24 protein-coding genes are annotated in these 22,424 nt (G+C 55.3%); 18 read left to right on the forward strand and 6 right to left on the reverse strand.

The annotated features are described in order from the left end of the window. From ABR39_RS18955 to ABR39_RS19000, 10 genes are all read left to right on the forward strand, one after another. On the forward strand, positions 1-621 hold a 621-nt coding region (locus ABR39_RS18955), incomplete at its 5' end, for a bacteriophage T4 gp5 trimerisation domain-containing protein (protein WP_047348201.1). Between the two features lie 75 nt (positions 622-696). Further along, positions 697-1,137, forward strand: a complete 441-nt coding sequence (locus ABR39_RS18960; protein WP_047348202.1) for a DcrB-related protein — start codon at positions 697-699, stop codon at positions 1,135-1,137. A gap of 3 nt (positions 1,138-1,140) precedes the next feature. Beyond that, positions 1,141-5,574, forward strand: coding sequence for an RHS repeat-associated core domain-containing protein (locus tag ABR39_RS18965; RefSeq protein WP_047348203.1), 4,434 nt, complete (start codon positions 1,141-1,143; stop codon positions 5,572-5,574). 5 nt (positions 5,575-5,579) lie between these two features. Next, positions 5,580-5,786, forward strand: coding sequence for a hypothetical protein (locus tag ABR39_RS18970; RefSeq protein ID WP_032674991.1), 207 nt, complete (start codon positions 5,580-5,582; stop codon positions 5,784-5,786). 569 nt (positions 5,787-6,355) lie between these two features. Further along, positions 6,356-6,601 (forward strand): hypothetical protein, encoded by a 246-nt coding sequence (locus ABR39_RS18975; RefSeq protein ID WP_047348204.1) that lies wholly within the window; start codon positions 6,356-6,358, stop codon positions 6,599-6,601. Between the two features lie 146 nt (positions 6,602-6,747). Continuing rightward, positions 6,748-7,230, forward strand: coding sequence for a hypothetical protein (locus ABR39_RS18980; protein ID WP_047348205.1), 483 nt, complete (start codon positions 6,748-6,750; stop codon positions 7,228-7,230). 26 nt (positions 7,231-7,256) lie between these two features. Beyond that, the gene (locus tag ABR39_RS18985; RefSeq protein ID WP_047348206.1) at positions 7,257-7,754 is read left to right on the forward strand and encodes a hypothetical protein; all 498 of its coding nucleotides are present in this window, start codon (positions 7,257-7,259) and stop codon (positions 7,752-7,754) included. 98 nt (positions 7,755-7,852) lie between these two features. Further along, positions 7,853-8,197 (forward strand): hypothetical protein, encoded by a 345-nt coding sequence (locus ABR39_RS18990; protein ID WP_240477087.1) that lies wholly within the window; start codon positions 7,853-7,855, stop codon positions 8,195-8,197. Positions 8,198-8,213: 16 nt separating this feature from the next. Beyond that, positions 8,214-8,579, forward strand: a complete 366-nt coding sequence (locus ABR39_RS18995) for a hypothetical protein (protein WP_047348208.1) — start codon at positions 8,214-8,216, stop codon at positions 8,577-8,579. Between the two features lie 98 nt (positions 8,580-8,677). Further along, positions 8,678-8,971: a YciI family protein gene (locus ABR39_RS19000; RefSeq protein WP_047348209.1), complete on the forward strand. Its 294-nt coding sequence runs from the start codon at positions 8,678-8,680 to the stop codon at positions 8,969-8,971. 54 nt (positions 8,972-9,025) lie between these two features. Here ABR39_RS19000 and ychF read toward each other — a convergent pair whose 3' ends face one another. Both ychF and pth read right to left on the reverse strand, forming a co-directional pair. Next, complete coding sequence (ychF, locus tag ABR39_RS19005) at positions 9,026-10,120, reverse strand: redox-regulated ATPase YchF (RefSeq protein ID WP_010432886.1); 1,095 nt, start codon at positions 10,118-10,120, stop codon at positions 9,026-9,028. A gap of 126 nt (positions 10,121-10,246) precedes the next feature. After that, complete coding sequence (gene pth, locus ABR39_RS19010) at positions 10,247-10,831, reverse strand: aminoacyl-tRNA hydrolase (protein ID WP_023336005.1); 585 nt, start codon at positions 10,829-10,831, stop codon at positions 10,247-10,249. A gap of 274 nt (positions 10,832-11,105) precedes the next feature. Here pth and ychH point away from each other — a divergent pair, with 274 nt between their 5' ends. Both ychH and ABR39_RS19020 read left to right on the forward strand, forming a co-directional pair. Further along, positions 11,106-11,381 carry a stress-induced protein YchH gene (gene ychH, locus ABR39_RS19015; protein ID WP_047348210.1) on the forward strand — a complete coding sequence of 92 codons (276 nt, stop codon included), beginning with the start codon at positions 11,106-11,108 and terminating at the stop codon, positions 11,379-11,381. A gap of 119 nt (positions 11,382-11,500) precedes the next feature. Then, a complete protein-coding gene (locus ABR39_RS19020) occupies positions 11,501-12,559 on the forward strand; it encodes a MerR family transcriptional regulator (RefSeq protein ID WP_047348211.1) in 1,059 nt (352 codons plus the stop codon). On the opposite strand, the gene dauA is transcribed toward ABR39_RS19020, so the two are convergent. The 4 genes from dauA to lolB all read right to left on the reverse strand — a co-directional run bounded on the left by dauA (position 12,545) and on the right by lolB (position 16,899). Further along, positions 12,545-14,224 carry a C4-dicarboxylic acid transporter DauA gene (gene dauA, locus ABR39_RS19025; protein WP_047348212.1) on the reverse strand — a complete coding sequence of 560 codons (1,680 nt, stop codon included), beginning with the start codon at positions 14,222-14,224 and terminating at the stop codon, positions 12,545-12,547. The genes ABR39_RS19020 and dauA overlap by 15 nt on opposite strands. Positions 14,225-14,348: 124 nt before the next feature. Then, entirely contained in the window at positions 14,349-15,296 is a 948-nt protein-coding gene (prs, locus tag ABR39_RS19030) for a ribose-phosphate diphosphokinase (RefSeq protein ID WP_003856663.1), read from the reverse strand. Positions 15,297-15,421: 125 nt separating this feature from the next. Beyond that, the gene (ispE, locus tag ABR39_RS19035; protein WP_047348213.1) at positions 15,422-16,291 is read right to left on the reverse strand and encodes a 4-(cytidine 5'-diphospho)-2-C-methyl-D-erythritol kinase; all 870 of its coding nucleotides are present in this window, start codon (positions 16,289-16,291) and stop codon (positions 15,422-15,424) included. Then, complete coding sequence (gene lolB, locus ABR39_RS19040; protein WP_047348214.1) at positions 16,288-16,899, reverse strand: lipoprotein insertase outer membrane protein LolB; 612 nt, start codon at positions 16,897-16,899, stop codon at positions 16,288-16,290. The genes ispE and lolB overlap by 4 nt, the downstream gene beginning before the upstream one ends. 201 nt (positions 16,900-17,100) lie before the next feature. Here lolB and hemA point away from each other — a divergent pair, with 201 nt between their 5' ends. From hemA to kdsA, 6 genes are read left to right on the forward strand one after another with little or no spacing between them, the layout of a single operon-like run. Beyond that, positions 17,101-18,357 carry a glutamyl-tRNA reductase gene (gene hemA / locus ABR39_RS19045; RefSeq protein ID WP_028018745.1) on the forward strand — a complete coding sequence of 419 codons (1,257 nt, stop codon included), beginning with the start codon at positions 17,101-17,103 and terminating at the stop codon, positions 18,355-18,357. A 41-nt stretch (positions 18,358-18,398) separates the two neighbouring features. Continuing rightward, positions 18,399-19,481 carry a peptide chain release factor 1 gene (gene prfA / locus ABR39_RS19050; RefSeq protein ID WP_021240360.1) on the forward strand — a complete coding sequence of 361 codons (1,083 nt, stop codon included), beginning with the start codon at positions 18,399-18,401 and terminating at the stop codon, positions 19,479-19,481. After that, positions 19,481-20,311 (forward strand): peptide chain release factor N(5)-glutamine methyltransferase, encoded by an 831-nt coding sequence (gene prmC, locus ABR39_RS19055; protein WP_047348215.1) that lies wholly within the window; start codon positions 19,481-19,483, stop codon positions 20,309-20,311. The genes prfA and prmC overlap by 1 nt, the downstream gene beginning before the upstream one ends. A 2-nt stretch (positions 20,312-20,313) precedes the next feature. Next, positions 20,314-20,700, forward strand: a complete 387-nt coding sequence (gene sirB2 / locus ABR39_RS19060) for an invasion regulator SirB2 (RefSeq protein ID WP_430748983.1) — start codon at positions 20,314-20,316, stop codon at positions 20,698-20,700. Positions 20,701-20,703: 3 nt separating this feature from the next. Beyond that, a complete protein-coding gene (gene sirB1 / locus ABR39_RS19065; RefSeq protein ID WP_047348217.1) occupies positions 20,704-21,513 on the forward strand; it encodes an invasion regulator SirB1 in 810 nt (269 codons plus the stop codon). 36 nt (positions 21,514-21,549) lie between these two features. Continuing rightward, a complete protein-coding gene (gene kdsA / locus ABR39_RS19070) occupies positions 21,550-22,404 on the forward strand; it encodes a 3-deoxy-8-phosphooctulonate synthase (protein ID WP_047348218.1) in 855 nt (284 codons plus the stop codon). Positions 22,405-22,424: the final 20 nt, after the last annotated feature.

The following is a 22,424-nucleotide window of genomic DNA, read 5'->3' on the forward strand; positions in this document are numbered from 1 at the left end:
AACGGCGACCCGGACCGGCCGATAATCACCGGTCGCGTGTACAACGACGCGAGCATGCCGCCGTGGGCGCTTCCGGCAGCGGCGACGCAGATGGGCTTTATGAGCCGGACGAAAGACGGCTCGGTCGACAACGCCAACGCCCTGCGCTTCGAGGACAAGGCGGGTGCGGAGCAGGTGTGGATCCAGGCCGAGCGGAATATGGATACCAGCGTTAAAAATGATGAAACGCACAGCGTCGGCGGCGAACGCAGCCACTACGTGAAGAAAAACGAGCTGCATCGCGTGGAGGCTAATCAGATCCAGGCGGTGAAAGGCGGAACCGAGATCCTGACGGGGAAAGGCAAGCTGGATGCGGCGGTGGAACAGTACGTTATCGCTTCCGGAACAAAGCTGAGGCTGGTCTCCGGCGAGAGCGCAATTGAGCTTAACGCGAACGGCAAAATTAGCCTGATCGGCAAAGAGTTTAACTTCTTTGTTGAAGGGGATGGCCATATCACGACGGGCGGTAAGCTGCACCTGAATACCTCTGGCACGAAACCCGGCACCACGGCGCCGGGCGCGGGGCACAAAGGAGACATTGATGCGGCGGTTCAGGCGAAATTCACGCCGCCGAAAGAATAACCGCTTTCTGTCTGACGCCATGTTGTCCATAACGGCCCTTAAAATTCTTCAGCATTCTTAGACGCGGATTCACCAATGAAATATACCCTCCAGGAAGGTTCGTTTTCCCTTTTCCCTGCGGCCTGGCAGGATAACAGCATGAACATTATTCGCGATGACGAAAGCGGGCTGTCCGTCGTGGTCAGCCGCGGCGTTATCCCGGATGGCAGCGATTATGAGAAAGAGTTCCACCGCCAGTGGGACGTGATGCGCCCGCAGATGGGCGAGGTCGCCCAGAGCGAATTCCAGCGTGTGAAAGCCGGGCCTGACGGCAACATCAGCGGTCTGGAGGTTGAAACCAACTTTGACCATAACGGGCAGCGCCTGTGGCAAAAACAGCTGGCCGTGCAGACGCCGGGCAAACCGGTGTTGATGATTTTTACCCTCTCAGCGCTCAGAGCATTCACTGAAGAGGACGAGGGGCGCTGGAGCGCGCTTAAGCAGAGCCTGACGCTAAACGACAACCGGAATGTGTAAGGCATGAGCGATAACAACGCGGCCCGTAAGGGCGACGAGATTATTCATTCCAGCATTTTTGCGGACATCACCAGCATTGTGGCGGAAGGCGCCGCTTATGCGGTGATCGGCGCGGCGGTGGGGGCAGCAGCTACCGTGGCGGCGCCATTGCTGGGGGCAGGGGCGGCAGCCGCAGGCGTGGCGGCGATTGGCTCCAGCTGTCTGTTAAGCGGCATCATTGGCGGCGTGCTGGCCAACGTGGCGGGGATCACAGACGATATCAGCAGCGCCGCCGAGGGGTTAGGCAACGCGATTTTCCCGCCGTCGCCTGCGGGTAAAATTACTACCGGTTCGAATAACGTTCTGACCAATGCGATCCCCGCCGCGCGCGCGGCCGGGACGCTGACGCCAGCAGATACCCCTTCACCTGAGCCGCAGTCTCCGGGCAGCTTTGCCGATTACGCGGGCATGCTGCTTTCCGCTGCCGGACAGTTTGGCAGCGAAATGTGGCAGCCGAGCGTGGCGTCTGCCGCCGCGGGCACCTCACCGCTGGAAGAAGACAAGGTGGCGTGTGAAAAGCACTCCGGACCGCAGTATCTGGCGGAAGGCTCGAAAAGCGTCTTCATCAACGGCCAGCCTGCGGTGCGTGCGAAAGATCGCACCACCTGCGAAGGGACCGTTTCCGATGACGTCTCCCCGAACGTGATCATCGGCGGCGACACGCTCACGGTTCGCGATATCAAAAGCGGCAAAACGCCGGGGCTGGCGCTGGGGATGATTGCGCTCTCCCTGCTGCGCGGCCGTCCGGGCAAGATCCTGAAAAACATGCCCTGCGCGCTGGCGGCAGCCGGCGGAGGGATGCTGGCCGATATGGCCGTCAATGCCGTGTTTGGCTCCTCGCACCCGGTGCATGCCGCCACCGGCGTGAAGGTGCTAAATGACGATGATGAACTCGATTTCTCGCTGCCGGGCCGCTTCCCGCTTCGCTGGCAGCGCAGCTATAACAGCCTGACCACCCGAGAAGGGCTGTTTGGCCTGGGCTGGGCTACCGCCTTTGACAGCTATCTGACGCTGGAAGAAAACAACGCCACTTGGTTCGACGAAACCGGACGCGAGCTGAGCTTTGAACTGCCCCCTGTCGACCGCGCGTTTTACAGCATCAGCGAAGGCATCATTATCCGCCGCAATGAGAGCGGCGACGTGGCGATTGCGGACGATGACGGCGCGGTGTGGCGTCTGTATAAACCGACACGCGCGAACCCCTTAATCCTGCGTCTGGCCTCCCTTAGCGATGAATACGGCAACGCGCTGCTGACGGAGTGGGACGAGCACGGCAGGCTGGTTGGTCTTCACGACGAGCCGCGGGCGATAGACGTCACCCTGCGCTATGAGGACGAACGATTCCCGCAGCGCGTGACCGCCGCCAGCCATTTCGACGGTAGCCGTAGCTGGCCGTTGATGCAGTGGGGCTACGATGCGCGCGGCCAACTGGCGAGCGCGACGGATGCCTCTGGCGTCGTCACCCGCGAATACCGCTATAACGACCACGGCCTGATGGTCTGGCACAGCCTGCCGGGCGGGCTGGAGAGCGAGTACCGCTGGAAAAAATTTGACCACTGGCGCGTGGTGGAAAACCGCACCAGCACCGGCGACGGCTGCCGCTTTACCTATGATTTAGCCGCCGGGCTAACGACCGTCGAGCACTATGATGGTCAGAAGCGTCAGCACTACTGGAACGCGCAGAGCCTGATCGTCCGCTTCGTAGACGAGCGCGGTGAAAACTGGCGCTACGAGTGGGATGACAACGAGCTTCTGACCCGTCGCATCGATCCGCTCGGGAATGCCGTTACCTTCGTTTATGACGAGATGGGCAACCGGGTGCAGGAGATCGACGCCGACGGCAATGCCCGCGCAACGACCTGGCTTGAGCACCGCGCGCTGCCGTCTGCGATTATCGAAGCCGACGGCAGCACTACCCGTTTCTGGTACGACGACCATCACGGCCTGAAGCGCGTGGTGGACCCGATGGGGCAGACGACGCTGCTGCGCCGGGACGAGTTTGGTCAGGTCGTTGAGGAGGTCGATGCCGCGGGCAACAGCCGCTACCAGGAGTACAACGAGGCGGGACAGCTGGTGCGCGCGACGGACTGCTCTGGCCGCACGACCCGGTATCACTATCATCCACTGGGCTGGCTGGTGGCCGAGACTGGCGCCGACGGTGAAGAGACGCGCTATCGCTACGACGCTGCAGGGCGTCCGGTGCAGCTCGATCGCCCGGAAGGCTGGACGGAGTCGCTCAAATGGAACGAACGCGGCCTGCCGGTGAAGCATGCTGGCGCGGATGGTAAAGAAAGTGAGTTCAGATACGATGAGGCCGGGCGCTTAACCGCTACGCGAAATTCTCAGGGTGAAGAGGTCCGTCGCCGCTGGGACAGCCGGGGGCGTCTGATTGCTCTTGAAAACGAAAACGGCGAAGCGTATCAGTTCCGCTGGGGAGCCGATTCGCTGCTGCTGGAAGAGACGGGGCTCGATGGCGTGGCCTCGCAGTATCGCTACGACGCCTGCGGACGCACGATAGCTCGCACCTTTGCCGCCGGTCATCCGGAGGCCATTACCCATGCCTTCGCCTGGAGCGCGAGCGGCCAGCTGGTCGCCCGCACCACGCCGGAAGGCCAGACCCGCTATCACTATACCCCGTCCGGGCTATTAAGCCGGATTGGGCTGCACCCTGCACTTTCAGCGGACGCGTGGAGCACCGAGGCAGAGCAGGAGCTTGCCTTTGAATATGACGCACTCGGTCGCGTGACGCGCGAAGCGGGCGAGCATGGGGAGCTGGCGTGGCAGTACGACGCCCTTGGCAACCGCACCTCCGTTACGCTGCCGGATGGCCGCGAGCTAAAACAGTTCTACTACGGCAGCGGGCATCTGCTCAGCATTGCTCTCGATAAGCTGTCGGTCTCCGACTTTACCCGCGACGAACTCCACCGGGAGACCAGCCGCACGCAGGGGCTGCTGACCACCCGCAGCGAATACGACCGTCTCGGCCGCCTGCATCGCCGGGACGTCTTCACCGGCAACGCCCAGCGCCCGTCGCCGCGCCGCTGGTCCCGCCGCTGGGATTACGACTATCGCAATAACCTGGTGCGTGAAGAGCGGGACGATAACCCGTTCAGCTGGTACCGCTGGCAGTACGACAGCGCCGGGCGTCTGCTCGTTCAGGACGGTACGCTGCCCGGCCAGGAGCAGTGGCGCTGGGATGCTGCCGGTAACCCGCTCGAAGGCTCTGCTGAGAAGGTCACGCACAACCGCCTGACGCAAATGAACGGCATTCGCTGGCGTTATGACATCCACGGCCGCACCGTGGAGAAAGATAATGGCCAGACGCGCTGGCACTACCGGTACGACGGCGAGCACCGCCTGACGGAGGTTATCAGCCAGCCGCGGGACCGCAACAGGCCGCTGACGCAGGTCAGCTTCCGCTACGACCCGCTCGGACGCCGCATCAGCAAAACGCGCCGCCAGATGCTGGGCGGACAGCCAGCCGGCAAGCCGGTCACCACCCGGTTTGTCTGGGAAGGGTTCCGCCTGCTGCAGGAAATGCACGGGGATGTGCCGCTCACCTACGTCTACAGCGACCAGGACAGCTATGACCCGCTGGCGCGTATTGACGGCGTGGAAGCGCCGGAGATTTTCTGGTTCCACTGCCAGCCGAACGGCACGCCGGAGCGGATGACGGATATCGAAGGGCAGGTACGCTGGGAAGGGGTTAACAGCGCCTGGGGCAAGCTGCTGCGGGAAAGCGAAACGCAGCTATCAGGATATTCCCAGAACCTGCGCATGCAGGGGCAATACCTGGACCGTGAGACAGGGCTGCACTACAATCTGTTCCGCTATTACGACCCGGACTGCGGGCGGTTTACGCAGCAGGACCCGATAGGGCTGGCGGGGGGGATAAACCTTTACCAGTATGCGCCGAATGCGTTGGGGTGGGTGGATCCGTGGGGGTTGAGCCGCGAGTGTAGCGGTAAAACGAAACCTGATTTCTATGTTGGTCCAAGTGGCCCTAGTTCGACTATGCCTTCTATCGCATACCGGTATATGGATAGCAAATATGCTGCACAGACAATGGAAAATAAATCAGCACCATTAAGTTATTTTGGATATACGAAATATAAATCTGCACATGAAGCCAGGGATGCCTATCAAATATTTTATGAGAAAGGTAATCCTGATTCATGGAGTGATGCACGTTTACTGGGTGAGTTTGATACATTACAACTTTATAAAAATGGTGTACCTCAGGTGCAAGTCCCTCTTGCCAATGGTGGCAGAGGGCCAGGTTATGAGCTTTTCACCAGTGCATATCCTGAGTATGGTAAAGGTGGGGCATTACAGTTGCTACCAGTCGAACGTAATTACCCTGTTATTTTTGACCGTGTTACTATAATTCCGGAGTAAAAGCGATGACAGAAGAAGAGTTACGAAAAAATCTTGTTTTTTTAATAAAAAAATATGTTCGGGAAAGTCAACAGGAAGCATTTTATGATGACATATCAAAGCCTGATGTGCCAGTGAAAGGTATTTTAGCTGACTTTAATAAAGTCAAAACAAGAACCGTTGATGAAGCGGATGGAGATTTGATACGTGATATTTACTTTTACTTTTGCTAACTAATAGTCATGCGGGGAATTAATTTCTTTCAGGTTGTTTATTATGTTTGTTTTTTATGAAGGGTGAACAGGTTGATGCATGGGGAAGGGTAAATGACTCTTGACTCGTCCCAATAATTATCGTCCTCTCTGAGAGATATTGGAATAATATCAATTACGCCTTTTGTTTTATATATCACGCATTACGCTTAATCCCCTTCTGTTGACTTTATTCACAACCTGTTCGTCGCTGATGATAATCCGCTCGAAGGGGCGATTGAGAAAATTACCCATAACCGCCTGCTGCAGGAGGTACACGGTGACGTGCAGCTGACCTAAGTCTACAGCGACCGGACAGTGATGATCCGCTGGCACATTTTGACGACGTTGATGCCCCAGCGATCTTCTGGTTCTACTGCCAGCCCAACGACACGGCAGAGCGGATAGCGGATATCGAAGGGGAGATGCGCTGGGAAGTGGCGAACAGAGCCTGAGGTAAGCTGCTGCTGGAAAGCGAGACGCAGCTATCAGAATATCCCCAGAATTGTGTGAGCCAAACAAATCAGTATATGAAGTCAGGAATGCCTATCATGGATTACGATTCATATAATGAAGTACTCGATTATCTCAGGTTTTTTTTCAACGTAAGAGTGGACTCATCAATTTATTTAGAAAAACTAATGACTCTTATTGAAGAATCTCGCTTTGAAAAAACAGTGATAATAAGAGCTATTTATGAAACGTACATGCAGTATGTAAAACAAAATAGAGATGGCATAAAAGTTATCTCCGGGGAAAAAGAAATGTGGATTGACTTACTGTACCATTGGCAATAAGACTTTATTGTTGTGCGTATGACATTGTAAATGGTTATAACAAATGTAATTTGTACAGGGGGAATTCTACTCATATGGAGGTTATCATGTTGAGTCGATTATATCATTAAGATCTTGTCACACGATCAGAAGTAAAGCAGGGCAACATGATTGAATTAAAATTTAAACCGATTACAGGTGAACTAAATCTTGATGATCTGCCTTTGGAAATTGATACTGAAGAAGGCTTTTGTAAGTGTGATTTATACCGCGAATTGGTAAAGCACAAAGCCGTTAAGAAAACCATGCCAAATCACTACCTTGTTGACTCAGCAGTGTTTTCCGATAAAGAATTTCAAGTTACCATACGCCCAGTGTGCTATGGTTTTCCTTTTATGCTTCATCTTGTTGATAAAAACAGTCAATACTATAAAGCATTAAATGATTGGAATGCTCGAACTAATATTCACATGCTAAATGAATCAGTAAAAAGCTTGTCTGATTGGCTGAAAGAATCACTAAACCTGGACACGCCTGATACCACAGAAACAGATATCATTAGGTGGAACTTTGCGTGGGGGCGGGTTTCAGTCTCATATGAGACAAAGTCATTTAATCATGGGATATATATAGTTTGGAATATAACGTAGTCACTTCCAGACAAGGTTGTTTAGATATGTTAAAAATGAATCTTGATGTTCATACTGGATTTGTAGCAATTAACAACTACCCAATCGAATTAAAAGATGTTGATACTTTTAAAAATTCCGCATTTTACAAGTTCTTCTCGCCATTGACTAAAATAGGTCCTTTTTATTTCGCTATGGATAATATTAAATGGAAAGATCAAATTTTCATTTTGGAACTGAGGCCTTCAGCATTTTCTTTTACTCCATCATTATTTCTTACTAGTAAGGATGGACGTTTTTATAAAACGCTAGAGGATTGGGATAAAAGGGCTAGCCTGAGTAATTTATCGGATGAGCAGCAGCGTTTGACAGCATGGGTTGAGAGTGAAATAACCTCAAAGCCTAAGCTTAAAATTACCAATCCCCCATATGGATTTCAATGGGAGCATGAATGGGGAAGTATTGTTGTACAGTCCAATGAAAAAAGCTTCGATTGTGGTATTTATATCGAATGGAATGTTTGGCTAAATAATGTTATTAATTAATAAAATCCCTCTTTTTCTTCTTGCCTTACTTTTTCTATTAATAACTTAAAAGCTCAATAAAAATGAAATTAACTAATCGACTGAAGAAGAAGATATTAGTGCTGGATGGCATTGATAATGACTTTATAGATTATGGCGCAAAAATAGCATGCCCTGAATGCGAGGGTGTAATAGTCTATTCCATCGTAAACTCATATGAGTTTGACTCGCTCTCTGAGGAGGTAAAGTACTTTTTGGTTAAGAAAATGAGAGGAGTGAAGCTTGTTAGTGATCATAATGAATTTAGCTATGATGAAAGCCAATTACATGTTTCGAAAAAAGCATGTTCAAATTGTTTAAAAGAATTTTCTATTGTATTAACGTATAAAGAGGTACAGCCAGCCCGATACCGGGTATATCTTATGGGGTTTTTTGAAGGTGACTTGAAACAGATCAAACTTTAAAAATTGAGGTTTACCAATGATTGCAAATCTCATTTGTGTTAAAGAAAATGACCTGGTTCAATGGGCGTGTGGTGAAAGTAACATACTGGTTAGTATGCCATGTTTAGACTATGCAATGGTCGACTCAACACGCCAGTTAGTCTTTGCGTTAAGCGAGCCAAAGCCACTATCAACCGTTTTGACCATCTTCAATGCGCAGGGCGAAAAACTATTTTGGTCAGCACCTCCTGAAGGCGCATTTTTCTGTTACTTAACTTTCAACCTGTCAAAGGAAGTGGTTGTGGTCTGTAGCTATGCGGAAAAGCAAAACGGCTGGCATGATTGGTTTTATTCCTGGGAGATGAAGCGTAATGCTTTGTCTCAATTGGGCCCTGCGTATTAACATCAAAAGCGCCAAAAAATGATAACAATAACCGGTGGCAAAAGAGGCTGCAAAGGCAGTTCCAACAAGCAGTTTAAAACAGAGCTGAGAGGCAAAGAATGAGCACGGTTTACATTGTCATTTTAACCTATATCAAACCCCTTGAAGAGGTTGACGCAGCGATACCAGCTCATGTGGAGTGGCTAAAAAAGGGGTATGCAGAGGGGATATTTCTGGCTTCCGGAAGACGGATCCCAAGAACCGGTGGGGTCATTCTCGCTAAATCTGAGAGTCTTGCCTCTCTTGAAGAGCGCTTGCGCGAGGATCCTTTTCAGGCGTTAAAGCTTGCGACTGCCGAAATCATACCCTTCGAACCCAGTATGAAGGCAGAACTTTTAGACAATGTGTTTTGACGCTGCAATAAAAAAATCCACGCCAGGGCGTGGATTTTTTTGACTCAAGACGAATCAGACGTTAAACAGGAAGTTCATTACGTCGCCATCTTTAACGATATAATCTTTCCCTTCCGCACGCATCTTGCCTGCTTCTTTCGCGCCTTGCTCACCTTTGTAGGTGATGAAGTCTTCAAACGCGATGGTCTGCGCACGAATAAAGCCTTTCTCGAAGTCGGTATGGATTTTACCAGCAGCCTGAGGCGCAGTTGCACCCACAGGGATGGTCCACGCACGCACTTCTTTCACGCCAGCGGTGAAGTAGGTCTGCAGGTTCAGCAGCTCATAGCCTGCGCGGATCACGCGGTTCAGGCCCGGCTCTTCCAGACCCAGCTCGGCCATGAACTCTTCACGGTCGGCATCGTCCAGCTCGGCGATATCAGATTCAACGGCCGCGCACACGGCAACAACCACAGAACCTTCAGCCGCTGCGATTTCACGTACTTTGTCGAGGTACGGGTTGTTCTCGAAACCGTCTTCGTTAACGTTGGCGATGTACATGGTTGGCTTCAGGGTCAGGAAGCTCAGGTATTTGATTGCCGCTTTGTCTTCTTCAGTCAGGTTTTTCAGCGCGCGCAGCATGCCGGCGTTTTCCAGCTGTGGCAGACATTTTTCCAGCGCAGCCAGTTCCGCTTTCGCGTCTTTGTCGCCACCTTTGGCTTTCTTCTGCACGCGGTGAATAGCGCGTTCGCAGGTATCGAGGTCAGAGAGCGCCAGCTCGGTGTTGATGACGTCGATGTCGTCGGCCGGATCCACTTTGTTGTTCACGTGGATAATGTTGTCATTCTCGAAGCAGCGCACAACGTGACCGATCGCTTCGGTTTCACGGATGTTGGTCAGGAACTGGTTGCCCAGACCTTCACCTTTGGATGCGCCTTTTACCAGGCCCGCGATGTCCACGAACTCCATGGTGGTCGGCAGAATACGCTGTGGCTTCACGATTTCCGCGAGCTGGTCCAGACGCGGGTCAGGCATTGGAACAACGCCGGTATTAGGTTCGATGGTACAGAACGGGAAGTTCGCCGCTTCGATACCCGCTTTGGTAAGCGCGTTAAACAGGGTGGATTTGCCCACGTTTGGCAGACCGACGATACCGCATTTGAATCCCATTTCTAAATCACCTTAATATCTTGATAATCAATCCGTTAACGATAACCGACTGATGAAAAGTAAATAACTACGCCTATTATACACGTAACCCGCATGACGCGCGGTAAAAATGCCGTACCGGGTGGATTATTGCGCTTTGAAAGCGTGCAAACGGTTTGTCGCTTTGGTTAACCCATCTTTCAGCCAGATTTCGGTGCAGCGCGCCGCTTCGTCTACCGCCTCGTCAATCAGTTTCTGCTCAGAAACCGGGGGCTTACCCAGAACAAAACCGACAACTTTGTTTTTATCGCCCGGATGGCCGATTCCCACGCGCAAACGGTGAAAATTCGGGTTATTGCCCAGCTTGCTGATGATGTCTTTAAGACCGTTGTGGCCGCCGTGCCCGCCGCCCAGCTTGAATTTTGCCACCCCAGGCGGAAGGTCCAGCTCATCGTGGGCCACCAGAATTTCATCCGGATTAATGCGATAAAACGTCGCCATCGCCGCCACCGCTTTACCGCTCAGGTTCATAAACGTAGTGGGCACCAGCAGGCGAACATCCGCGCCAGCAAGGTTGATACGTGAGGTATACCCGAAGAATTTAGGTTCTTCACGCAGGGGAGCACGTAACCGCTCGGCCAGCAGATCGACGTACCATGCCCCGGCATTGTGGCGGGTGGCCGCATACTCTGCGCCCGGGTTGGCGAGGCCGACAATCAGTTTAATCGTCACGATTCAATTCCTAATGGGTTCCAGATCTGGCGCGTAGTTTACTGTCTGGCGCGCCGCTTGACAAAATTCTGCGATCTTCACAGTGAGATACGAATAATTACCTATTTGAACAATTAGAATTTCAAGCTGTTCAAAGTCTTATTTGTAAACTTTTGTTTGGGAGTTATCTGTAATTGTGATCATTCACGCAACTCATAAAAGGGGCGTTGTCTATACTTTACACACAAGGATTAGGGGCTTTTCCCCTGACGACCCAAAGTTCCGGAGGTGACACATGAAACGCAAAAACGCTTCGTTACTCGGTAACGTGCTGATGGGATTAGGGCTGTTCGTGATGGTAGCCGGCGTGGGTTATTCAATTTTAAACCAGTTGCCGCAGTTTGACCTTCCGCAATATTTTGCGCATGGCGCAATATTGAGCATCTTTGTTGGTGCGGTATTGTGGCTGGCAGGGGCTCGCGTGAGCGGCCACGAGGAAGTGTGTGACAAATACTGGTGGGTGCGCCACTACGACAAACGCTGTCGTCGCGACCAGCATAAGCACAGCTAGTGCTGCGATATCGAACACCGAAACGGCTCCCGAGGGAGTCGTTTTTTTTGCATCAAGGGTTGACCCTCACGTAACGTAAGGCTCCAGAGTGGCGGCACTGGCAAAGAAAAGGAGCAGTTATGTTGATTCAGGTGGGTGAGCTGGCAAAACGGGCCGGCATCACCGTGCGAACGTTGCATCACTATGAGCAAACAGGGTTGTTGCTGCCTTCTGCCAGAAGCGCGGCAGGTTACCGACTTTACAACCTGGCGGATGTTCAGCGTCTGCACATGATCCAGGCGCTGGCAAAAGCGGGGCTGGAACTTGCTGAAATCAGGGATTTTCTGGAACAGGAGTCGCTATCGTTAACGGAGCTCCTCGATGCGCAAATCAGCCTGCTGGATAAGCAGCTGCGCAGCATAAATACGCTGCGCGACCGGATGATGGATTTACGCACCGGGCTTCTCGACGATGCGACCCCGGATCTGGAATCCTGGCTACAGACTCTGGAGTTGATGAATATGTACGATCGCTGGTTTAGCAAAGAAGAGTTACAGCAGCTGCCGTTTGTGGTGCAGAAGGATGCGCTGGCGGCTATCTGGTCGGGGCTGGTTGCGGAGGCCAGCGCGCTGCTGGAACAACACATACCCGCGACGGACGCGCGGGCGATGGACCTGGCTACGCGCTGGATGGTACGCCTGGAGCAGGACACGGCGGGCAAGCCGGAGTTTCTCACCCGGCTGAACGAAATGCACAGCGTTGAGCCACAGATGCAGGCGCAGACCGGCATTACGCCGGAGATGACCGATTACATTACGCGGGCGTTTGCCGAGTCGAAGCTTATTATCTGGGAGAAATATCTCTCTGCCGAAGAGATGGCATTTACCCGTAAGCACTACTTTGACCGCATGATGGAGTGGCCGCCGCTGGTGGCGAAGCTGCACCAGGCGCAGCGGGGAAATCTCGATCCCACCTCTGACGATGCGCAAAAACTTGCCGAAAACTGGCTGGCGCTGTTCCAGTCTTACGCGGGCACGAACCCGGAGACCCAGCAAAAGTTTCGCGTGGCCATGCAGCAGGAGCCGCATCTGATGAAGGGAACATGGATGACGCCTGCCGTGATCGCATGGCTCCAGCAGGCGATCGGGGTGATGATGCAGAGACGTTTCTCTGCATCAGGTGGCTCACAGATCCGCTAACGCCGCTTCACGGTTAGGGTAGAAGGAGAGTCGGCCAGGGATGGGCTGCACGCCCGCGCGCGCCATGGTGCGCAGTGGCTGGAATTCCAGGTTACTTACCCGCAGCTCGCAGCCTTCCGGCAGGCGTTTCACAAAGCGCTGGAAGGCATCCAGCCCGCCGGCATCCAGCACCGGTACGGCATCCCATTTCAGCACCACAATCCGTTTGCCCGCGATGCGGGACTCCAGATCGCTGAACAATCCTTCCGCCGCGGCGAAAAACAGCGGGCCAATCACGCGCAGTACCAGCACGTCGTCGGGCACCTCCACGTTAACCGGGGATAGGCGGGTCATCTGCGCAATGCGGCGCATAAACAGCAGGGATGCGAGCACGATCCCGACGCTGATGGCGATGACCATATCGAACAGCACGGTCAGCGACATGCAGATCAGCATCACGATGATGTCGTCTTTCGGGGCGCGACGCAGCAGGTTCACGACCTTGTGCGCCTCACTCATGTTCCAGGCCACCATCAGCAGGAGGGCAGCCATGGCGGAGAGCGGCAGCCAGGAGAGCAGCGGGGCGAGGATCAGCAGGGCGAGGATCACCAGCACGGAGTGGATAACCGCCGATACGGGCGAGGTTGCCCCGGCGCGCACGTTTGCCGCAGAACGGGCGATAGCCGCCGTGGCCGTAATACCGCCGAAGAACGGCGCGATGATATTCCCTAATCCCTGGCCGACCAGCTCGCCGTTAGCTTTGTGTTTGGTGCCGGTCATGCCGTCAAGCACCACGGCGCAGAGCAGGGACTCAATCGCCCCCAGCATCGCCATGGAGAAAGCAGCAGGAAGCAGGGCGCGAAGGGAATCCCAGCTTAAGGTAAAGCTGGAGCCGGGCAGTTCCCACGGCAGCACCAGCTGCGGTAACAGCTGCGGAATGCCGCTGCCCTGTGAACCGTCCGCCAGAACATAGTGGAACTGCGAGCCGATGGTGGCGACATGACCACCGAACATATTTACGATAGCCATCACCGCGCAGCCCAGCAGCAGCGCGGGCAAATGGCCCGGCAGACGAATGCCCAGACGGGGCCAGACGATCAGCGTGCCCAGCGTCACAATCCCGATGGCGGCGTCGCCCAGGTTCGCAGTCGGCAGGGCCATAAACAGCGCCCCCACTTTTTGCAGATAGTGTTCAGGAACGTGAGCCATTTGCAGGCCGAGGAAATCCTTGATTTGCATCGTCCCGATGGTGATACCGATCCCGGAGGTGAACCCCAGCGTCACGGAAAGGGGGATGTACTCGATCAGGCGGCCAAAGCGGGCCAGGCCAAACAGTATTAAAAAGACCCCGGACATCAGGGTGGCGACCAGCAGGCCTGCCAGGCCAAACTGTTGCGAAACGGGGTAGAGGATCACCACAAAAGCGGCGGTTGGGCCGGAGACGCTAAAGCGTGAACCGCCGGTCAGGGCGATGACGATCCCGGCAACGGCCGAGGTGTACAGGCCGTACTGCGGCGCAACGCCGCTGCCAATCGCCAGCGCCATCGCCAGCGGGATGGCGATAATGCCGACGGTGATCCCGGCAATCAGGTCACGCACAAAGCGTGACGAGGTGTACTTCTCTTTCCAGCAGGCGTCGATGAGGGCGCGAAAGGGCAGAACATGTGAGGAGGTTACGTTTTTCACAATTATCTATCATCCGTATGCGCATCATCTGTCATATGAATGGCAGGTGAAGGAGGCATTAATCATACAAATAAAACCCAGAGACAAAAAAACCCGCCGCAGCGGGTTTTTGGGCCGTGTCCGATTAGTGTTCGAACATTGCAGAGATGGATTCTTCGTTGCTGATACGACGAATCGCTTCGGCCAGCATCCCGGACAGGGTCAGGGTACGCACGTTTGGCAGTGCCTTGATCTCGTCGCTCAGTGGGATGGTATCGCATACTACAACTTCGTCAATAACGGAGTTGCGCAGGTTGTTTACCGCATTGCCGGAGAAGATCGGGTGGGTCGCGTAAGCGAACACGCGCTTGGCACCACGCTCTTTCAGCGCTTCAGCGGCTTTACACAGCGTACCGCCGGTATCGATCATGTCGTCAACCAGCACGCAGTCGCGGCCAGCAACGTCACCGATGATGTGCATCACCTGAGAAACGTTAGCGCGCGGACGGCGTTTGTCGATGATTGCCATGTCGGTATCGTTCAGCAGCTTAGCGATAGCACGAGCACGTACCACGCCGCCGATGTCCGGAGAAACCACGATTGGGTTGTCCAGGTTCAGCTGCAGCATGTCTTCCAGCAGGATTGGGCTGCCGAATACGTTATCAACCGGGACGTCGAAGAAGCCCTGGATCTGCTCTGCGTGCAGGTCAACGGTCAGTACGCGGTCAACGCCGACGCTGGACAGGAAGTCGGCGACAACTTTGGCGGTGATTGGCACACGCGCGGAACGAACGCGACGGTCCTGACGGGCATAGCCGAAGTAAGGAATAACAGCAGTGATACGGCCTGCTGAAGCACGACGCAGGGCGTCGACCATAACAACCAGTTCCATCAGGTTGTCGTTTGTTGGAGCACAGGTGGACTGGATGATGAAAATATCACCACCGCGTACATTTTCGTTGATTTGTACGCTGACTTCGCCGTCGCTAAAGCGACCTACGGCGGCGTCGCCGAGGGAAGTGTACAGGCGGTTGGCAATACGTTGTGCTAGTTCCGGGGTGGCGTTACCAGCAAAAAGCTTCATATCAGGCACGAGAAGAACCTCAGGCATGCGTCCAGTGGTGGATAGCGTTCGCCGCAAACTGTGCGGGCCAGGCAAATGCTATCCAGGCGGTGTATTAAAGAGCGCGATGCAACGTCTGGAACAGGGTGACGTTGTCACCGAAACTCAGTCTGCGCCAGAATGGCGTGCTGCAGGGGGGACGTGTTCATCCCGCGCGCTACAAAACCATGCAGCCAAACCGGCGCTTGCTCAAGCACCTGACGAGCGGCGGATTCGGTGTCAAATTCAGCAAAGACACAGGCCCCTGTACCAGTCAGGCGCGACGGCGCGTATTCTAACAGCCAGGAAAGCACCGCATCAACCTCGCGAAAACGTTTTCTTGCGATATCCTCGCAATCGTTGCTGAATTCACAATTTAATAACGTTTCTATTGACCGAACCGGGGTATCTCTTTTCAGGTCTGGATCTTTAAAGATGACCGGGGTCGGAATGCTTACGCCAGGGTGGGCCACCAGATACCATTTTTCCGGCGGTTCAGCCGGGGAGAGGATCTCACCCACGCCCTCGGCAAAGGCCGCGTGACCGCGAACAAACACCGGGACATCCGCGCCCAGCGTCAGGCCTAAAGCGGCCAGCTCGTCCTGCGACAGCCCGCAACCCCAGAGGTGGTTCAGGGCAACCAGCACCGTGGCGGCGTTAGATGAGCCACCGCCCAGCCCGCCGCCCATCGGCAGACGTTTCTCGATGCGGATGTCCGCACCGCTTCCTGCCGGCAATCGTCCGGCTTCTGCCGCGGCTTTCATCAGCAGGCGCGCAGCGCGAACGATCAGGTTGTCCTCATGCGCCACGCCTTCCACCGGCGTCAGGAGGCAAACCTGGCCGTCCTGGCGCAGTTCGATAGAGATCGTGTCCCCATAATCAATAAACTGAAACAGCGTTTGCAGGGTGTGGTACCCGTCAGCACGCTGGCCGGTAATGTATAAAAACAGGTTCAGTTTTGCCGGAGAGGGCCAGTGGGTCATCATTTAACGATCCAGTTGTCCATTTTCAGCTTGATGCGCTGGCTGCCCTGGGTCAGTTCCATATTTGATGGCAGCGCCGGTTTACTCTTGCTGTCATAGTCGTTGTACACCACTTTCCAGGTTTTGCCGTTCTGGGTGTAGCTCATCTGGCTCAGACGGTATTGCTCGTCAAGCGTGTAGTCGGTTGCCTCACCCGGCAGGCCAAGGATCCACTGACGCAGGCTGTTGAGCGGGATAGGCATCCCGGTCAGCTTGCCAATCATCTCTTCGGCATCGGTCGCGGTGTAGTGCTGGCCTTTATTATCGGTGATCTGCGCTTCGCCCGGTTTCGCGATAAGCTCCAGCTCGGTGCTGCCCAGCGGGTTCAGCAGCAGCAGGCGATAGTTGTCCTGGCCCGTCTGCTGCCAGAAGAAGCGCGCATAAACCTTTTGTTCGTCAGAGAGATAAGCGAAGGCGCCGCGGGTCTGGTACTGGCTCAAATTACGGACGTCCTGCTGGTGCTGACGCCACTGCGGTGAATCAGGGCTTTTGCCCGGGCCTTTTGGTTGGGTGACGGTACATGCGGTCAGAACCAGTGCCGCCAGCGGCAGCAGGCGAATCAGTCGGGTCATAATGAGGACAAATCCTTGAGATACGTTGCAGTTATGACTGTTAATGCTAGCGTCGAAGGGTGCTACCGTCTACGTTCAAATTATCTCAAAGCGTTGTGTAACCTATTACTCCGAAAGGGGGCAGTCCCTTTTATTGATCTCGCGCATCCTGTATGATGCGTTCTGCTAACCTTATTAACGCTGGTACTACTCCCGCTCAACATGACCCTATTAGCACTCGGCATCAACCACAAAACGGCCCCGGTTTCGCTGCGAGAACGCGTTACGTTTTCGCCGGATACGCTTGACCTGGCGCTGGACAGCCTGCTTGCACAGCCGATGGTGCAGGGTGGCGTGGTGCTCTCGACGTGCAACCGTACCGAGCTGTATTTAAGCGTGGAAGAGCAGGATAACCTGCATGAAGCGCTGATCCGCTGGCTATGCGACTACCACAACCTCAACGAAGACGAGCTGCGCAACAGCCTGTACTGGCATCAGGACAACGATGCGGTCAGCCATCTGATGCGCGTCGCCAGCGGGCTGGATTCGCTGGTGCTGGGCGAGCCGCAGATCCTGGGTCAGGTGAAAAAAGCGTTTGCGGATTCGCAAAAAGGGCACCTGAAGGCCAGCGAGCTGGAGCGCATGTTCCAGAAGTCGTTCTCCGTGGCGAAGCGTGTGCGAACCGAAACCGACATTGGTGCCAGTGCGGTTTCTGTTGCTTTCGCGGCCTGCACCCTTGCGCGTCAAATCTTTGAATCCCTCTCAACCGTCACCGTAATGCTGGTGGGGGCGGGCGAAACCATCGAACTTGTGGCGCGCCATCTGCGCGAGCATAAAGTGAAAAAGATGATTATCGCAAACCGCACCCGCGAACGCGCGCAGGTGCTGGCGGATGAAGTGGGGGCAGAGGTGGTTGCCCTGAGCGACATCGATGAACGTCTGAAAGAGGCGGACATTATTATCAGCTCTACCGCCAGCCCGCTGCCGATCATCGGTAAAGGGATGGTGGAGCGCGCGCTGAAGTCCCGTCGTAATCAGCCTATGCTGCTGGTGGATATCGCCGTTCCGCGCGATGTGGAGCCAGAAGTCGGCAAGCTGGCTAACGCCTACCTCTACAGCGTGGATGACCTGCAAAGCATCATTTCGCACAACCTCGCTCAGCGTAAAGCGGCGGCGGTTCAGGCTGAAACCATTGTCGAGCAGGAAACCAGTGAGTTTATGGCCTGGCTGCGCGCGCAAAGCGTCAGCGAGACCATCCGCGAGTACCGCGGGCAGGCGGAGCAGGTGCGTGATGACCTGACTGCCAAAGCGTTAGCGGCCCTTGAACAGGGTGGCGACGCACACGCAATAATGCAGGATCTGGCGTGGAAACTGACCAACCGCCTGATCCATGCACCAACCAAATCTCTTCAGCAGGCAGCCCGTGACGGGGATGATGAACGCCTGACTATTCTGCGCAACAGCCTCGGGCTGGAATAGCGCCCTATACCCATTTTCTAAGACAAGGTGCACTTACGCCTATGAAGCCTTCTATCGTCGCTAAACTGGAAGCTCTGCACGAGCGCCATGAAGAAGTACAGGCGCTGCTCGGCGATGCCGGGACCATTGCGGACCAGGAACGTTTTCGCGCGCTCTCACGTGAATACGCGCAGTTAAGTGATGTTTCTAAATGCTTTACCGACTGGCGACAGGTTCAGGAAGATATCGAAACCGCGCAGATGATGCTCGACGATCCTGAAATGCGCGAGATGGCGCAGGAAGAGTTGCAGGATGCGAAAGCGCGTTCCGAAGAGATGGAGCAGCAGCTTCAGGTGCTTCTGCTGCCGAAAGATCCGGACGATGAGCGTAACGCGTTTGTGGAAGTCCGCGCCGGTACCGGCGGTGACGAAGCGGCCCTGTTTGCCGGGGATCTGTTCCGCATGTACAGCCGTTACGCCGAATCGCGTCGCTGGCGCGTGGAAATCATGAGCGCCAACGAAGGCGAGCACGGTGGCTACAAAGAGGTTATCGCCAAGATCAGCGGCGACGGCGTGTACGGCCGTCTTAAATTTGAATCCGGCGGTCATCGCGTGCAGCGCGTGCCGGCCACCGAATCTCAGGGACGCATTCATACCTCAGCCTGTACGGTAGCGGTGATGCCGGAGCTGCCGGAAGCGGAACTGCCGGACATCAACCCGGCCGATCTGCGCATCGACACCTTCCGTTCCTCCGGGGCGGGTGGTCAGCACGTTAACACCACCGACTCCGCCATCCGTATTACCCACCTGCCGACCGGCATCGTCGTCGAATGTCAGGACGAGCGTTCGCAGCACAAAAACAAAGCCAAAGCGCTGTCCGTGCTGGGTGCGCGTATCCATGCGGCAGAAATGGCGAAACGCCAGCAGGCGGAAGCGTCTACGCGTCGTAACCTGCTGGGCAGCGGCGATCGCAGCGACCGTAACCGCACCTACAACTTCCCGCAGGGCCGCGTGACCGACCACCGTATCAACCTGACGCTCTACCGTCTGGACGAGGTGATGGAAGGTAAGCTGGACATGCTGATTGAGCCTATCGTGCAGGAATACCAGGCCGACCAGCTGGCGGCGCTGTCCGAGCAGGAATAATGGATTTCCAGCGCTGGTTACGCCAGGCCACCGGTGAGCTTTCAGAAAGCGAAAGCCCTAAGCGCGATGCCGAAATTTTGCTTGAGTACGTGACGGGCAAAGCCCGCACGTATCTGCTGGCCTTCGGTGAAACCGAACTCACCGCAGAGCAGGAGGCGCAGCTGGCCGCGCTGCTCGCCCGCCGTAAAGCCGGCGAGCCGGTGGCGCATCTGGTCGGGGAGCGCGAGTTCTGGTCGTTACCCCTGTTCGTCTCAGCGGCGACGCTGATCCCGCGCCCCGACACCGAGTGTCTGGTGGAGCAGGCGCTGGCGCGTTTACCCGCAGAGGCCTGCCGCATTCTCGACCTCGGTACCGGCACCGGTGCTATCGCGCTGGCGCTCGCCACCGAGCGGCCCGATTGCGCGGTAACGGCGGTCGATGTGATGCCCGACGCGGTGGCGCTGGCGCAGCGTAACGTGGCGCGACTGGGCGTGGCTAACGTGACCGTGCTGCAGAGCAGCTGGTTTAGCGCGCTGGAGAAGCAGACCTTCGGGATGATTGTCAGTAACCCGCCCTATATCGACGAGCAGGACCCGCACCTGGCGCAGGGGGATGTCCGCTTCGAACCGCTGACGGCGCTGGTCGCCGCCAACGACGGGTTAGCCGATCTTGACCATATTGTGACAACGTCACGACAGCATTTGCTTCCCGGCGGCTGGCTGCTGGTGGAGCATGGCTGGACGCAGGGTGAAGCCGTGCGTGCGCTCTTTACGCAGGCGGGTTACGCCGCCGTCGAGACCTGCCGCGACTATGGCGGTAACGAACGCCTGACGCTGGGGCAGTGGCCGTGAGCCTGTTTACCGTACTTATTACCGTCCACCTGATTTCCGTTGCGCTGACCATCGGCTTTTTCATCGTGCGTTACTGGTGGCGCTACAGTAATAATCCGCTGATGAATGCCCGCTGGGTGCGTGTCGTGCCGCACTGTATCGACACGGTGTTGTTCCTTTCCGGTGCCGGGCTCATGTGGAAGACCGGCTATCTGCCATTTACTGATAAAGGCGCATGGCTGACTGAAAAGCTGTTTGGCGTTATCATCTACATCGTTTTGGGTTTTATCGCGCTTGGGCGTCGTCGTCCGCGCAGCCAGCAGGTTGGGTTTATCGCCTTTCTGCTGGGTCTGGTGGTGCTGTACATCATCATTAAACTCGCCACCACAAGAATACCGTTACTGGGGTAAGTCATGAGGTCCTTAGCCGATTTCGAATTTAATAAAGTGCCGCTCTGCGATGGCATGATCCTGATTTCGGAGATGATCCGCGACGATTTTACGTCGCAGTATGTCTACGATGAGCTGGAGAGTCTGGTTAGCCTGGCGCGCGAAGAGATCAATCAGGCGCGTCCGCAGGACTGGCAGCTGGAGAAGCTGCTTGAGCTTTTCTACGGCGAATGGGGTTTCTGCGACACGCGTGGCGTGTACCGCCTGTCTGACGCATTATGGCTGGACCAGGTCTTAAAAAATCGTCAGGGTAGCGCGGTTGCGCTGGGCTCTATTTTGCTGTGGGTCGCGCACCGTCTGGATATTCCGCTGGTGCCGGTCATTTTTCCAACGCAGATGATCCTGCGTGCAGAGTGGCTGGACGGTGAGATGTGGCTCATTAATCCGTTTAACGGCGACACGCTGGATGAGCATACGCTGGATGTCTGGCTGAAAGGCAATATCAGCCCGGTGGCCGAGCTCTTTAATGAAGATCTCGATGAAGCCGATAACGCAGAAGTCATCCGCAAGCTGCTGGATACGCTGAAATCCGCCCTGATGGAAGAGCGTCAGATGGAGCTGGCCCTGCGCGCCAGCGAAGTGTTGCTGCAGTTTAATCCGGAAGATCCGTACGAAATTCGCGACCGTGGGCTGATTTATGCCCAGCTCGACTGCGAACACGTGGCGCTGAATGACCTGAACTATTTCGTCGAGCAGTGCCCGGAAGATCCGATCAGCGAAATGATCCGCGCGCAGATCAACGCGATCTCGCACAAACAAATTACACTGCATTAATCTTAATTCCGATTCACACCTGAATAAGGCGATCCTATGAAACAAAAAGTGGTTAGCATTGGTGATATCAACGTGGCAAACGACCTGCCGTTCGTGCTGTTTGGCGGTATGAACGTGCTGGAATCCCGCGATCTCGCTATGCGCATCTGCGAACACTACGTGACCGTGACCCAGAAGCTGGGCATCCCGTACGTGTTTAAAGCCTCTTTTGACAAAGCCAACCGCTCCTCCATTCACTCTTACCGTGGCCCGGGCCTGGAAGAGGGGATGAAAATCTTCCAGGAGCTGAAACAGACGTTTGGCGTGAAAGTGATCACCGACGTGCACGAAGCCTCTCAGGCGCAGCCTGTGGCTGACGTGGTGGACGTGATTCAGCTCCCGGCGTTCCTGGCTCGCCAGACTGACCTGGTCGAAGCGATGGCGAAAACGGGCGCGGTGATCAACGTGAAAAAACCGCAGTTCGTGAGCCCTGGCCAGATGGGCAACATCGTCGATAAGTTTATTGAAGGCGGCAACGACAAAGTTATCCTGTGCGACCGTGGCGCTAACTTCGGTTATGACAACCTGGTTGTGGATATGCTGGGCTTCAGCGTGATGAAGAACGTCTCTAACCAGTCTCCGGTTATTTTCGACGTGACCCACGCGCTGCAGTGCCGCGACCCGTTTGGCGCTGCGTCTGGCGGCCGCCGTGCGCAGGTAACCGAACTGGCGCGCGCCGGTATGGCGACCGGCCTGGCAGGTCTGTTCATTGAAGCGCACCCGGACCCGGACAATGCGAAATGCGACGGCCCATCCGCGCTGCCGCTGGCTAAGCTGGAGCCGTTCCTGAAACAGATCAAAGCGATTGACGATCTGGTGAAAAGCTTCGACGAGCTGGATACCAGCAAATAATAAAAAACCCGCTTCGGCGG

It is taken from the genome of Enterobacter genomosp. O (assembly GCF_001022965.1).
GTDB classification, from domain to species: Bacteria; Pseudomonadota; Gammaproteobacteria; order Enterobacterales; family Enterobacteriaceae; genus Enterobacter; species Enterobacter cloacae_L.

Bases quoted from the DNA above. Each gene is read 5' to 3' on its own strand.
- ABR39_RS18985 (WP_047348206.1), top strand. From the start codon at position 7,257: ATGTTAAAAATGAATCTTGATGTTCATACTGGATTTGTAGCAATTAAC.
- ABR39_RS18965 (WP_047348203.1), top strand. From the start codon at position 1,141: ATGAGCGATAACAACGCGGCCCGTAAGGGCGACGAGATTATTCATTCC.
- ABR39_RS18975 (WP_047348204.1), top strand. From the start codon at position 6,356: ATGGATTACGATTCATATAATGAAGTACTCGATTATCTCAGGTTTTTT.
- prfA (WP_021240360.1), top strand. From the start codon at position 18,399: ATGAAGCCTTCTATCGTCGCTAAACTGGAAGCTCTGCACGAGCGCCAT.
- lolB (WP_047348214.1), bottom strand. From the start codon at position 16,899: ATGACCCGACTGATTCGCCTGCTGCCGCTGGCGGCACTGGTTCTGACC.
- ABR39_RS18980 (WP_047348205.1), top strand. From the start codon at position 6,748: ATGATTGAATTAAAATTTAAACCGATTACAGGTGAACTAAATCTTGAT.
- sirB1 (WP_047348217.1), top strand. From the start codon at position 20,704: ATGAGGTCCTTAGCCGATTTCGAATTTAATAAAGTGCCGCTCTGCGAT.
- ispE (WP_047348213.1), bottom strand. From the start codon at position 16,291: ATGATGACCCACTGGCCCTCTCCGGCAAAACTGAACCTGTTTTTATAC.
- ABR39_RS18970 (WP_032674991.1), top strand. From the start codon at position 5,580: ATGACAGAAGAAGAGTTACGAAAAAATCTTGTTTTTTTAATAAAAAAA.
- ABR39_RS18995 (WP_047348208.1), top strand. From the start codon at position 8,214: ATGATTGCAAATCTCATTTGTGTTAAAGAAAATGACCTGGTTCAATGG.
- ABR39_RS19020 (WP_047348211.1), top strand. From the start codon at position 11,501: ATGTTGATTCAGGTGGGTGAGCTGGCAAAACGGGCCGGCATCACCGTG.
- ABR39_RS19000 (WP_047348209.1), top strand. From the start codon at position 8,678: ATGAGCACGGTTTACATTGTCATTTTAACCTATATCAAACCCCTTGAA.
- ychH (WP_047348210.1), top strand. From the start codon at position 11,106: ATGAAACGCAAAAACGCTTCGTTACTCGGTAACGTGCTGATGGGATTA.
- ABR39_RS18960 (WP_047348202.1), top strand. From the start codon at position 697: ATGAAATATACCCTCCAGGAAGGTTCGTTTTCCCTTTTCCCTGCGGCC.
- prmC (WP_047348215.1), top strand. From the start codon at position 19,481: ATGGATTTCCAGCGCTGGTTACGCCAGGCCACCGGTGAGCTTTCAGAA.
- hemA (WP_028018745.1), top strand. From the start codon at position 17,101: ATGACCCTATTAGCACTCGGCATCAACCACAAAACGGCCCCGGTTTCG.
- ychF (WP_010432886.1), bottom strand. From the start codon at position 10,120: ATGGGATTCAAATGCGGTATCGTCGGTCTGCCAAACGTGGGCAAATCC.
- kdsA (WP_047348218.1), top strand. From the start codon at position 21,550: ATGAAACAAAAAGTGGTTAGCATTGGTGATATCAACGTGGCAAACGAC.